Below are 12,028 nucleotides of genomic sequence, written 5' to 3'. Positions count from 1 at the left end.
CGTAGCTCCTCGGCTTGGGTGTTACGCGTGCAGCGCCGTGACCGTGTGGTGGAAGAGGAGGCGGTCGTCGGTCATTGCTTCTGCGTTCAGGAGGACGCCTGTGGTCGGGTCCACCGTGAAGTGGCACGTCAAGCCGTCGTCCGGCGCCCACGCGCTGAACGGGAAGGTGCGCAGCGGGCGGACCGTGGCCGTGAGGGATGTGGGGGACGTGGGCGTGACGTGCGCCAGGTGGGAGACGATGCGGGCCGGGGTGAGGAGTTCGGCGAGGCGGGCCGCCGCCGGGCTCGTCCGGTCCGGTTCGTAGTCGCCCGTCAGCGTCAGCGTCCCCGCCGCGCACGTGGCGGTCCACGAACGCTCCGACGGTGCGGGCGTGAACATCAGGTCCTCGTGCGTTTCCGCTTCCACGCGGACCTCGGCCCTGAGCCGTGCCGGTTCCAGCAGGGTCCTCGCCATGCGGGCCAGGGTCCGGCCGGCCTCAGGTGAGGAGGGCGCTGCCTCGGTGTGCAGGTCGGTGAGGCGGGCCGTCGCCAGGGTGCCGTGCGCGTCCGTCAGCTCGGCTGCCGTGAGGAAGCCGGTCGCCGGGTCCACCCGCACGGTGAGGGTGCGCGCGCCCGGCGGCAGCCACGGGTCCTCGGGTGAGGCGAACAGGGGGTGCGGGGCCAGCGTCAGGTCGACCGCGCCGTCCTCCGTACGCCGCGCGGACAGCACCTCGCCGATGCCCCGCACCAGGCGCGCCGGGTCCAGCAGCATCGCCCATGGCTCGTCGCTGTCCTCCTCCCGCAGCATGCGGGTGGAGACGCCGGTGAGGCGGATGGTCTGCGCCTCACCCGGACGTGGTCCGGGGCGTTCTGCCACCGGGCGCGGGCCGTAGCGGCCGCCCAGGTCGGGCTCCGCATCGCGCGGCGCATACGCGAGCTCGACCGTCGCCTCCACCCGCGCGTCCTCCGCCGCCGTCGCCGCGATGCGGGACAGCGCCCAGGCCGCCAGCTCCTCGGAGTCGCGGGGCGGTTCGCCTAGCCAGTGGGGAGCTGCCATGAGGCCCAGGTCTCCTCAGCGCCGGGACGGTCCGGTGCCCACTGCACGTACAGGACGCGGTACGGATGGCCCTCCGGAGGGCTGCCCGGGACCTCGACCGTGTACGAACCGTCGTTGTTGTCGGTGATCCGGCAGCCAGGATCAGTGATCCCGCTGCCGCAGGCCAGCACCTTCTGGCGGCGCGTGTCCTCGTCCGGGATGCCCGCCGCGTCGATCCTGCTGTGCAGCATGAAGGAGGCGTACGACGGCGGCGAAGCCGCCTTCACCGTGATCCTCACCGGGGCGGGCCCGTCCGCCGCCCGAGCGGTGGACGGCCAGGTGAGGCGCTCCGGCGGGGGCTTCCCCTCCCCGCCGCCCCACGCGCCGGCGACCAGCGGGAGGGCTGCGGTGCCGCCTGTCAGGTGCGCGGACGGAGGGGCGGTCTGCGCGGGCGGTGCCGGGGATGCGGGCTTCGTGGGTGGCGTCGGGGACGCGGGCTTCTCGCGTGCCGGTGACGTGTGCGTCGGCTGGCCCTCCTTGGCGGACGGCGCAGTCGACGGGTCGCCCGTGCAGGACGCGAGCAGGGCGGCGGCCCCCAGTGCCGCCGCCCCACGTGTCGCCCGGACTGTCAGCCGGTGCACTTGATCTCTTTGTCGTTCTGGTTGTAGACGTGCGCCGAGCCCCTGCCCTGCGGGCCGGACACGTAGAAGCGGGCCTGGCCCTTGTAGCGGTACCACGTGCCCTTCTTGCAGCCCTTCGGGGCGACCACGCGCAGGCTGCGGGTGTTCTTCTTGCCGCCCTTGCCGGTGCTCAGGTGCTCCCAGCCGTACCAGCGGGAGCGCGACAGCGTGCCCTCGGTGGAGAGGTTGGGGGCGGTCTGGCCGCACTTGGTGTCGAAGTGCACGTTGATGGTGCTGTGGGTGGTGTGCGAGTTGTGCGGGTAGTCGACCGAGGCCTTGCAGAGGTACGGCAGGCGCTTGGCCGCCGCACCCAGGAGGCCCGCCGCCGCGGGGGCGGTGCCGTCCTCGGTCAGGTCCTCCTCGGCGAGGACCGCGTCCCCGGTGGGCAGGGGCCGGTCGGCCTCGGCGATGTCGATGACCTCGGTCGTGTCGGTGCCCTCGGCGGCAGCCGGAAGCGGGTCCGCCGCGAGGGCGACGCCGCCCGTCGTGAAGGCTATTCCGGCGGCGAGCGCCACCGCGGACACGGACCTGATGACCCGCAGCCCGGGGCGCACAGAAGTGGCCACAAGTTCCCCCAAATGTGGTCGTCGGTGTGGTGAGAAGCGAGTGCCGTGGTCAGCGGCGCTCACCGGCTGCCACTTTGCTGGCCGACGATCACGAGCCCAAGTCCTTTGCGGACGCAGGGGCGGGAAACCGCCATCGCGGTACCGCCGGGTAGCGCCGACCCGTCGTGCCGTGTCGGCGCGTCCCTGCCCGTGCCGGCGGGGCGTGGACGGCGGGAAGGAGCAGGCCGAGCCGGGTGCGCGGTCGGGCGGATATGGCCTGAAGTCGCCTACGGAACAGGCTGTTCCGGGTCGCGTCCGGGGCCCCGCGGTCGCCGCGGTGCGAGGCGGGCGCAGGGCCCCGGGCGCGGGCACCGGCGTCGGGGGCGCGCCGGGCCGGGCGCGGCGCACCGGTGGGAGGGGGAAGGCGGCGCCGCTGGGACGGAAGGCCTCGATGCGGCCGGTTCCGGGCGTCCCCGGAACCGGCCGCTCTTCGGGTGACCGGGCTGCTGTCCCCTGCCGTCCGGTCACGCACGCCGGAACGCGGTCCCACGGCGCATCTGCCGACACGCCACACGCTCCGGCGGAGCCACGCGTGGTTTCTCCGGCCCGCCCCTGGCTGGCGCGGACACCCCGTCCAACGAACGGGTGTGAAGCAGGTCACGCTCCGTACGGGTGAGTGTGGGCTGGCTCCGCACGGCGGTGAGTGCCGTCGTCGCGCCGGCCAGGGGCCCCGAGGGCCGCCGGCCGCCCGTCCCCGCCATGCGCACCCCGACGCACCGAGGCCCCGCGCATCGCGCATGACGACCGGCGACCGACGACCGGCAGCCGCGCGCCGCGCATGGCGACCGGCGACCGGCACCCGCGCCCCGTACCCCGCGCGCCGCGCATGGCGACCGGCGACCGGCACCCGCGCCCCCGGCGCCCGCACACCGCGCATCGCGTATGGCGACCGGCGACCGGCAGCCGGCGCCCCACACACCGCGCACCGCGCACAGGGCCGCGTCAGACGCGGCCCCGGGACAGTTCCAGCACCGTCATCGCGAGCGACGTGCCCGGCTTGCCCAGCGCCCGCCGGTAGCGGGCCAGGACCTCCATCTCGCGCGCCAGGTTCACACGCCGTCCGCCCGACGCGATGCGGGCGTCCTGGATGACCGCCGACACCGCCATCCGCTCCTGGATGAGGCCGATGATGTGGTCGTCCAGGGCGTCGATGCGGCCGCGGGCGTCGGTGATCGCCTCCACCGCCTCGGCCGTGTGCGCGCCGGTCCGCTCGGCGGACGCCTCTGCGGGCGCGGGTGCGGCCCCGGAGGCGGGGGCGGGGGCGGGGGTCTTGGTGGGGGTCGTCATGGCGGGTGGCTCCTGTCCGTGTGAGCCCCGGTCGAGGACGGTGCGCCCGGTGCGGAAACGACGAGCGCCCCGGGCCTGTCCGGCCCGGGGCGCCTGTCGAAGTCGCTGTCAGCTAGATGCTACGCAGCACGACCATGGCAGCCGGACCAGCCGGTGCCATAGGTAAAGACGAAGGTCGAGTGCGTGTGCATGGCCGACAGTATGGGCCGCCTTCTCCCGGTACCGCCAGCCGGTCGGCCCGTACGTTCGGATGGTGAGACGAATTCGTTCCTCCGTGCGCCGGTAGAATTGGCCAATACCGACCCTCTCCCACCGCCGGAAGGCCGCCGAAGTGTCACCAGCGTCCCCCGCCGCCGCCCCCGACAGCACCCCGGACGTCGTCCTCGTTGTCGACTTCGGCGCGCAGTACGCCCAGCTCATCGCCCGACGCGTCCGTGAGGCCCGGGTCTACAGCGAGATCGTCCCGTCCACCATGCCGGTCGCCGAGATGCTGGCCAGGAACCCGAAGGCGATCATCCTGTCCGGTGGTCCCTCCTCCGTGTACGAGGAGGGGGCGCCGCAGCTCGACCGCGCGCTGTTCGAAGCCGGTGTGCCGGTCTTCGGCATGTGCTACGGCTTCCAGCTCATGGCCACCGTCCTCGGCGGCACCGTCGACAACACCGGCGCCCGCGAGTACGGCCGGACCCCCCTGCACGTGTCGAGGAGCGGGTCCACGCTGTTCGAGGGGACGCCCGACGAGCAGTCCGTGTGGATGTCGCACGGCGACGCCTGCTCGGCCGCGCCCGAGGGCTTCACCGTCACCGCCTCCACCGACGTCGTGCCCGTCGCCGCGTTCGAGAACGACGAGAAGAAGCTGTACGGCGTGCAGTACCACCCCGAGGTGATGCACTCCACGCACGGCCAGCAGATCCTGGAGCACTTCCTCTACCGCGGCGCCGGCATCGAGCCCTCCTGGACCACCGGCAACGTGATCGAGGAGCAGGTCGCCCTGATCCGCGAGCAGGTCGGCACCAGCCGCGCCATCTGCGGCCTGTCCGGGGGCGTGGACTCCGCCGTCGCCGCCGCGCTCGTCCAGCGCGCCATCGGTGACCGGCTGACCTGCGTGTACGTCGACCACGGCCTGATGCGCAAGGGTGAGACGGAGCAGGTCGAGAAGGACTTCGTCGCCGCGACCGGCGTCCAGCTGAAGGTCGTCGACGCGCAGGAGCGCTTCCTGGACGCGCTCGCCGGGGTCACCGACCCCGAGGAGAAGCGGAAGATCATCGGTCGGGAGTTCATCCGCGTCTTCGAGCAGGCCCAGGCCGAGATCATCGCCGAGGCGCCGGGCGACGAGCCCGTGGAGTTCCTGGTGCAGGGCACCCTCTACCCGGACGTCGTCGAGTCCGGCGGCGGCACCGGCACCGCCAACATCAAGTCGCACCACAACGTGGGCGGCCTCCCCGAGGACCTGGAGTTCCAGCTCGTCGAGCCGCTGCGCAAGCTGTTCAAGGACGAGGTGCGGATGGTCGGGCAGGAGCTCGGCCTGCCCGAGGAGATCGTCCAGCGTCAGCCCTTCCCCGGCCCCGGCCTCGGCATCCGCATCGTCGGCGAAGTCACCCGGGAGCGGCTCGACCTGCTGCGGGAGGCCGACGCCATCGCCCGCGAGGAGCTGACCGCCGCCGGACTGGACCGGGACATCTGGCAGTGCCCCGTCGTGCTGCTCGCCGATGTGCGCTCGGTGGGCGTGCAGGGCGACGGCCGGACCTACGGCCACCCGATCGTCCTGCGGCCCGTGTCCTCCGAGGACGCCATGACCGCCGACTGGACCCGGATGCCGTACGACGTCCTCGCGCGGATCTCGACGCGGATCACCAACGAGGTGAAGGACGTCAACCGCGTCGTCCTCGACGTGACCAGCAAGCCGCCGGGCACCATCGAGTGGGAGTGAGCCCGCCGTCACCGGGCCTGTAGGAGCCGCCGTCCGCAGCAGCGGGCGGCGGCTCCGCCGTTGTTGAACCCGGGAGTGTCCGCTTACGTATGTCCTGTGAGGTTCAGCGAGGACCAGGCGACGAGGGGCGACGATGACGGGTGAGCGGGACGGGGCCACGGCCGTACGCGGGGCGGGGCGGGGCGGCGCCTGGCGGGAGGCCGCGGTGCGGTACGCGCTGCTGCCGCTGCGGGTGTTCCTGGGGGTGACCTTCGTGTACGCGGGGATCGACAAACTCACGGACCCGCGGTTCCTGGCCGCCTCGGGCCCCGGCTCCGTGGGGGAGCTGATGGCGGCCGTACGGGACACCTCCGCCGTGCCGTGGCTGGTCGACCTGGCGCTGAAGAACCCGGAGGGCTTCGGCTACGCCATCGCCCTCGGGGAGGTCGCCGTCGGGCTCGGCACCCTCGCCGGGCTCTTCGCGCGGGTCGCCGCGGCCGGCGGCGCCTTCATCTCGCTGAGCCTGTGGCTCACCGTCAGCTGGCAGACCGACCCGTACTACTACGGCAACGACCTCGCCTACCTCATGGCCTGGCTGCCGCTGGTGCTCGCCGGGGCGCCCGTGCTGTCCGCCGACGCGCTGCTGGCGGAGCGGCGGCGGGTCCGCAGGCGCAGGCGGTAGGCGATCCCCGCCGCGGCCGCGGCCAGCAGCAGACCGCCGGAGAGCAGCGGGAACACCGTGTACCAGGGGACGTCCAGGGCGCCGACGGCGTCGGCCGCGTACAGCGCCGCCACCGCCAGCGCCGTGGCGCCCGCCAGCAGCCGGCCCGGCCGGAACTCATGAAGCAGCACGGGTCACCTCCACCACACCGACCACCGTCTCCGCCGTCAACTCCAGGGTGCCGCCCGGGGTGACGCCCTCCGGCGGCGGCAGCGTACGTGTCACGTCCTGGTCGGGGCCCGCGTACTCCTGGCCGCCCGGCAGCAGCACCGCGCCCATCCCCACCTCGGCGCGCACCGCCACCGTCACGTCGCGGGGGACCACCACGTGCAGGCGGCCCATGCCCAGCTCGGCGGAGACCCCGGTCGTGGTGCCCGCCGCCACGGGCAGGTCCCGCAGGTCCAGGGTCGCTTCGCCGTTGCCCAGGTCGTAGTGCGGCCGGAGCTCCGCCGCCGACGCCGGCGCGATGCCCGTGTGCCCCCAGCGGGTGTCGATCTCCCGCGGGACGACCGCCGCGCCCGCCAGCAGGAGCGCCGTCACCACCGTCATGAACAGCGTGCCGAAGCCCGTACGGCCCAGGAGCGAGCTGAGCACCAGCCCCAGCCCGAACACCGCGAGCGCCGCCGCCAGGCCGATCTGCAGGGCCGCCCCGAACGGCCGTTCACCCCATGACGCGGCGGTGCAGACGCCGCCGGCCAGCAGCGCCAGCAGGAGCACCAGGCCGCCGATCGACCGCGGCGCAGGCTCCTTCGGAGGCGGCGGCGCGGGGGCCGCCGCGCCCGCGCCCCACGGCTGCTCCCGCTCCACCGCCGGCGAGTCCGGCGGGCCCCACAGGTAGCCCACGGGCACCGGGCCCGTCGAACCGTCCTTGACGATCGGGTCCCGCCACCACGAGGGCGCGCCCGGCGGAGGCGGCGCCTTCGCCTCCGGCGGCGCCTCCACGACCGCGGCGTGGCCGTGCGCGGCGGGCGCCGCCTCGTGGCCGGGCACCGCCGCCGCGGCCGACCGGCGCTGCGACCAGACCGCCGCGCCGCTCACCGCGAAGACCAGCAGGATCGCGAAACCGACCGCGTCGCGGTTGGCGCCCAGCATGGTGAGGAACAGCCCGCAGCCCACCAGCGCCATCAGGACGGCCGTCAGCGACGAACCGCCGACCCGGCCCGACAGCAGCCGCCGCGCCTCGGTCTCCTCCTCGCCCTCGGCGGGCAGCAGCAGCCACGCGAAGCCGTAGAAGATCAGGCCGATGCCGCCCGCCACGGCGAGCACACCGGTCGCGACCCGGAAGACCACCGGGTCCAGGTCGAAGTGGCGGCCGAGGCCGCCGCACACCCCCGCCATCACCTTCTGCCGGGTGCGGCGCAGCGGGGGGTGCGGCGCCGGCCGGTCGGGTGCCCCGTCGGGCCCGGTCGCCCCCGGCTGGGCGGCCGGCGGCGGCGTCGCGGTAGTCATACGACCATGGTGACGGCCGCCGCGCCGGGACGGCAGCCGCCCCGACCCTGGCCGGTCCCTGATATTCCGCTCCCGGACCGCGCCCGCCGGGTCAGGGTGCGGGTCAGGGCCGACCCTGATGTTCCGGCGCGCCGGGCGTGTGACCATCGAGGCATGCCAGCCGCCGTCCCGCGCCCGTCCGCCCCCGCCGCCGACGACCCGCCGCCGCGCAAGCTGTACCGCAGCGCCGACGGGCGGATGCTCGGCGGTGTCGGCCGCGGCCTCGCCGGGCACCTCGGACTGCCCGTCGTGTGGGTGCGGCTGGCGTTCCTCGGGCTGTTCCTCGCCGACGGCCCCCTGGCCGTCCTGCTCTACGCCGCGCTCTGGATCGCCGTACCCCTCGGCGTCGGCGGGCGCTCCGCCGAGCCGCGCAGCCTCTTCGAGACCACCGCCGACGGGCGCCGCAAGCTCCGCAAGCCCGACACCGGCCAGGTCGTCGCGCTCGTCGCGCTGCTGGCGGCATGTCCGTCTTCATCCGCAGCCTCGACCTCGGCGGCGACGCCAACCGGTACGTGTGGCGGCGCTGCTCATCGGCGTCGGCGTCGTCCTCGTCTGGCGGCAGGCCGACAACGCCCGCCGGGCCCGCTGGACCGACGCGGGCCGCCGCAAGCAGCTGTTCCAGCTCGCCCGCGGCCTCGCCGGGGTCGCCCTCGTGGGCCTCGGCCTCACCGTGTTCCTCGTGGTACGCGGCTCCGCCGCCCAGCTCGGCACCGCGCTCACCGCCGCCCTCGCCGTGCTCGCCGGGATCGCGCTGCTCGCCGGGCCCTGGCTGGTCCGGATATCGCAGGACCTGACGGAGGAGCGCACCATGCGCATCCGCGCCCAGGAGCGCGCCGAGGTCGCCGCGCACGTCCACGACTCGGTGCTGCACACCCTCACCCTCATCCAGCGCCGCGCCGACGACCCGGCGGAGGTGCGCCGCCTCGCCCGCGCGCAGGAGCGGGAGCTGCGCACCTGGCTGTACCGGCCGGAGGGCACCGGCAAGGACGAGGACGAGGAGCCCGCCACCCTCGCCGACGCGGTGCGGAAGGCGGCCGCCGAGGTGGAGGACAAGCACGGGGTGCCGCTGGAGGTCGTGGTCGTCGGCGACTGCCCCCTCGACGAGAAACTGGCCGCGCAGATGCAGGCCGCGCGTGAGGCGATGGTGAACGCCGCCAAGTACGGTGGCGGGGAGGCGTCCGGCGGCGGGGGCCTCGGCGGCGGCGCCGTCCAGGTGTACGCCGAGGTGGAGGGCCTCACGGTCTTCGTCTCCGTACGGGACCGCGGTCCCGGCTTCGACCTCGGTGCCGTCCCCGCCGACCGCATGGGCGTACGGGAATCGATCATCGGCCGGATGCAGCGCAACGGCGGCACGGCACGGTGAGGTCGGCGCCCGGGGAGGGCACGGAAGTGGAGCTGGAGATGCAGCGGGCGGTGCCGGAGGCGGAGCCGTCGGCGGCGCCGCGGACCGCGCCGGGAGCGGCGCGGGAGTCGCGGCAGTCGGAGTCGGAGGAGACGGGCGCATGAGCACCGAGGACACGAGCGGGCAGCAGCAGGGGGCGGAGCGGCACGTGCGCGTGGTGCTCGTCGACGACCACAGGATGTTTCGCACCGGCGTGCAGGCCGAGATCGGGCGGACGGAGGAGACCGGCGTCGAGGTCGTCGGCGAGGCCGCCGACGTCGACCAGGCCGTCACCGTGATCACGGCGACCCGCCCGGAAGTGGTGCTGCTCGACGTGCACCTGCCGGGCGGCGGCGGCGTGGAGGTGCTGCGGCGCTGCGCCTCGCTGATGGCGGCGCCGGAGCGGCCGGTGCGGTTCCTGGCGCTGTCCGTGTCGGACGCGGCCGAGGACGTCATCGGGGTGATCCGCGGCGGGGCGCGCGGCTACGTCACCAAGACCATCACCGGCGCGGACCTGGTCGACTCGGTGTTCCGCGTGCAGGAGGGCGACGCGGTGTTCTCGCCGCGGCTGGCCGGCTTCGTACTGGACGCGTTCGCGTCGACGGACGCGCCGCCGGTGGACGAGGACCTGGACCGGCTCACGCAGCGGGAGCGCGAGGTGCTGCGGCTGATCGCGCGCGGTTACGCGTACAAGGAGATCGCGAAGCAGCTCTTCATCTCGGTGAAGACGGTGGAGTCGCACGTGTCGGCGGTGCTGCGCAAGCTCCAGCTGTCGAACCGGCACGAGCTGACCCGCTGGGCGACGGCCCGCCGGCTCGTCTGAGTCGGCTGCCCCTTCTGCGCGCGGGTGGCCGCGTGCAGAAGGGCGCGCTCAGCCGACGCGGGCCGCGCCCGCCCACGGCATCTCGTCGATGGACGCGATCCGGACCGTGGAGCCGGTGCGGGGCGCGTGGATCATCTTGCCGTCACCGATGTAGATCCCGACGTGGCTCAGGCCCGAGTAGAAGAAGACCAGGTCACCGGGGGAGAGCTGGGAGCGGGCCACCCGCTGCCCGGCGTTGATCTGGCTGTAGGTGGTGCGGGGCAGCGCCACCCCGGCGGCCCGCCACGCGGCCTGGGTGAGCCCGGAGCAGTCGTACGAGGACGGGCCCGTGGCGCCCCACTGGTACGGCTTGCCGATGGCCCCGTACGCGAAGGCGACCGCCTTGGCGGAGCGGGCCGTCGGGGCCGGTGTCCGGGGCCCCGGGCGGCCCCGGTCCCCGCCGCCGCGGACGGCGCGGCCGCGCGGGTGAGTCCCTCGCGGCCGGACCGGTCCGTACGGGGCGCCGCACCCGGGCGGCCCGCGTCGCCGCCGTGCGCGTGCGGACCGGCCTCGTACGCCGCGCGCTCGGCGGCGGTGAGCCGGGCGAGCAGCTTCTCGGCGGCGTCCAGCCGCTGCCGCACGGTCGCCTTGTGGCGGTTCAGCTCGTCCTGGCGGGCCTTCAGGTCCCGGGTCCGGTCGGCGGCCTCCTGCCGCAGCCGGTCCAGGTCGACCAGCCGGCCGCGCAGCGACGAGACGGCGGCCGCCTGCCGCGCCCCGGCGGCCTCGGCGAGGGCGGCGCCGCGCAGATAGCGCTCGGGGTCGGAGGACAGCGCCAGCCGCAGCGCGGGGCTCAGGCCGCCCGACCGGTACTGGGCGGCCGCCGCGGCACCGAGCGAGTGGCGCGCGGAGTTGAGGCGCTCGGTGCGCCGCGCGGCCTCGTCGCGCAGCGCGTCCAGCCGGTCGCGGGCCTGGTCGGCCTTCTCCTTGGCGCCGTTGTACTTCTCGGTGGCGATCTCCGCTTCGTGGTGGAGGCGGTCGACCTTGGCCTTGACCTGCGCGGCGGTCAGCTGCGGTTCGGCGTGGCCCGAGCCCTCGAAGGCGGTGGCGGTGGCCGCCCCGGCGAGCGCGAGCGTGGCGGCCGTACGACCGGCCTGTCCGCTCAGCGGGGACTGCTTGGGCTTCCGGTGCGCTGCCACGAGGGCGGTCACTTCCTTCGCTGCGTACGGGTGGACGGGGGCGGGACACGGGGTGGCGGTGTGCCGGGGCTCGGAGGCGGTGCGGTGCGGGTCCGAGGGGGGCGTGCGGTGCGGGGTGAGGGGCGCGTGCGGGTGCGGCGGGTGCGGCGGGTGCGGCGGGGGTGGCGCAGGGGCATGGGGCGGGCAGGTGGGGGAGGTGTGCGGTGGCCGGTCGGTGGGGAGGTCCGGCCACCTGGGGAAGGACGCTAGGCCGGGGTTTCGGGGAGGGCAGGGAAGTGACCGCTATTGGCCGCAGTTGAGCGCTCGGTCGCTGCCTGCGACCGGGCGAAACGGTTCGGAACCGCGTCTTCCGTGTCACCCGCGACCGTTGCCGCGAAAGAGGCCGACCTCGGTGGCGGCAGGTGATATGGCCGGGGCTAGGCTCCCCACCATGGACGTCCTCATCAATGTCTTCGTCGCCCTGCACATCATCGGCATCGGCGCCCTCCTGGGCGGCTTCCTGACCCAGATGAAGGCCATGGGCGCGGGCACGGCCCGCATGGTTCCGGCCATGCTGCACGGCGCGCTCACCATGCTGGTGACCGGCGTCGCCCTGGTCGGCCTCAGGGAGGCCCAGGGCGCCGACCTCAACCACGTCAAGATCGGCATCAAGCTGGCCGTGCTGGTCGTGATCCTCGCGCTCGTGTACGTGAAGCGCGACGACGAGCACGTGGAGAAGGGCGTCTTCGGCGCGGTCGGCGGCCTCACCGTCGTCAATATCTTCCTCGCCACGCTCTGGACGTGACGCGGAGGGCGGCGGCGACGGTGAGGGCCGCGGCCGGTCAGGCCGGGCGGACCGCCCCGTGGACGGGCAGGTCGGACACCGGTTCCTCGCGGACCGCCGCACCGGGCCCCGTCGCGTGGATCACCGTGCCGCCCCCGGCGTAGACGCCGACGCGGCCGCCGTCG

General features: G+C 74.7%; 11 protein-coding genes and 1 pseudogene. 5 read left to right on the top strand and 7 right to left on the bottom strand.

Annotation, left to right across the window (positions count from 1 at the left end):
• Positions 1–21: 21 nt before the first annotated feature.
• The 4 genes from L6E17_RS30010 to L6E17_RS29995 form a co-directional block, all read right to left on the bottom strand.
• Positions 22–1,035, bottom strand: a complete 1,014-nt coding sequence (locus L6E17_RS30010; RefSeq protein WP_236243765.1) for a hypothetical protein — start codon at positions 1,033–1,035, stop codon at positions 22–24.
• The gene (locus L6E17_RS30005) at positions 1,014–1,655 is read right to left on the bottom strand and encodes a hypothetical protein (protein WP_236243764.1); all 642 of its coding nucleotides are present in this window, start codon (positions 1,653–1,655) and stop codon (positions 1,014–1,016) included. Before L6E17_RS30005 ends, L6E17_RS30010 begins: the two co-directional genes overlap by 22 nt.
• On the bottom strand, positions 1,643–2,260 hold the full coding sequence (locus L6E17_RS30000; RefSeq protein WP_236243763.1) for a hypothetical protein: 618 nt from the start codon (positions 2,258–2,260) through the stop codon (positions 1,643–1,645). Before L6E17_RS30000 ends, L6E17_RS30005 begins: the two co-directional genes overlap by 13 nt.
• Positions 2,261–3,241: 981 nt before the next feature.
• The gene (locus tag L6E17_RS29995; RefSeq protein WP_236243762.1) at positions 3,242–3,586 is read right to left on the bottom strand and encodes a chorismate mutase; all 345 of its coding nucleotides are present in this window, start codon (positions 3,584–3,586) and stop codon (positions 3,242–3,244) included.
• A gap of 331 nt (positions 3,587–3,917) precedes the next feature.
• On the opposite strand from L6E17_RS29995, the gene guaA reads away from it, so the two are divergent.
• Positions 3,918–5,513 (top strand): glutamine-hydrolyzing GMP synthase, encoded by a 1,596-nt coding sequence (guaA, locus tag L6E17_RS29990; RefSeq protein ID WP_236243761.1) that lies wholly within the window; start codon positions 3,918–3,920, stop codon positions 5,511–5,513.
• 133 nt (positions 5,514–5,646) lie between these two features.
• On the top strand, positions 5,647–6,174 hold the full coding sequence (locus L6E17_RS29985) for a DoxX family protein (RefSeq protein WP_236243760.1): 528 nt from the start codon (positions 5,647–5,649) through the stop codon (positions 6,172–6,174).
• Here the strand turns inward: L6E17_RS29985 and L6E17_RS29980 are convergent.
• Complete coding sequence (locus L6E17_RS29980) at positions 6,072–6,344, bottom strand: hypothetical protein (protein ID WP_236243759.1); 273 nt, start codon at positions 6,342–6,344, stop codon at positions 6,072–6,074. The genes L6E17_RS29985 and L6E17_RS29980 overlap by 103 nt on opposite strands.
• The gene (locus tag L6E17_RS29975) at positions 6,331–7,662 is read right to left on the bottom strand and encodes a PspC domain-containing protein (RefSeq protein WP_268985806.1); all 1,332 of its coding nucleotides are present in this window, start codon (positions 7,660–7,662) and stop codon (positions 6,331–6,333) included. The genes L6E17_RS29980 and L6E17_RS29975 overlap by 14 nt, the downstream gene beginning before the upstream one ends.
• A 153-nt stretch (positions 7,663–7,815) precedes the next feature.
• Here L6E17_RS29975 and L6E17_RS29970 point away from each other — a divergent pair.
• Both L6E17_RS29970 and L6E17_RS29965 read left to right on the top strand, forming a co-directional pair.
• Positions 7,816–9,114, top strand: a pseudogene (locus L6E17_RS29970) (PspC domain-containing protein); the annotation flags it as partial.
• A gap of 89 nt (positions 9,115–9,203) precedes the next feature.
• Entirely contained in the window at positions 9,204–9,905 is a 702-nt protein-coding gene (locus tag L6E17_RS29965; protein ID WP_236240367.1) for a response regulator transcription factor, read from the top strand.
• A 48-nt stretch (positions 9,906–9,953) separates the two neighbouring features.
• Here L6E17_RS29965 and L6E17_RS29960 read toward each other — a convergent pair whose 3' ends face one another.
• Positions 9,954–11,129 (bottom strand): C40 family peptidase, encoded by a 1,176-nt coding sequence (locus tag L6E17_RS29960; RefSeq protein ID WP_374109189.1) that lies wholly within the window; start codon positions 11,127–11,129, stop codon positions 9,954–9,956.
• Between the two features lie 381 nt (positions 11,130–11,510).
• On the opposite strand from L6E17_RS29960, the gene L6E17_RS29955 reads away from it, so the two are divergent.
• On the top strand, positions 11,511–11,864 hold the full coding sequence (locus L6E17_RS29955) for a hypothetical protein (protein WP_236240366.1): 354 nt from the start codon (positions 11,511–11,513) through the stop codon (positions 11,862–11,864).
• The last annotated feature ends 164 nt before the right edge of the window (positions 11,865–12,028 follow it).

It is taken from the genome of Streptomyces sp. CC228A, from assembly GCF_021390935.1.
Classification (GTDB): domain Bacteria; phylum Actinomycetota; class Actinomycetes; order Streptomycetales; family Streptomycetaceae; genus Streptomyces.
Note: the sequence above shows the minus strand (reverse complement) of the source record. Positions and strands in the feature narration are given on the sequence as shown.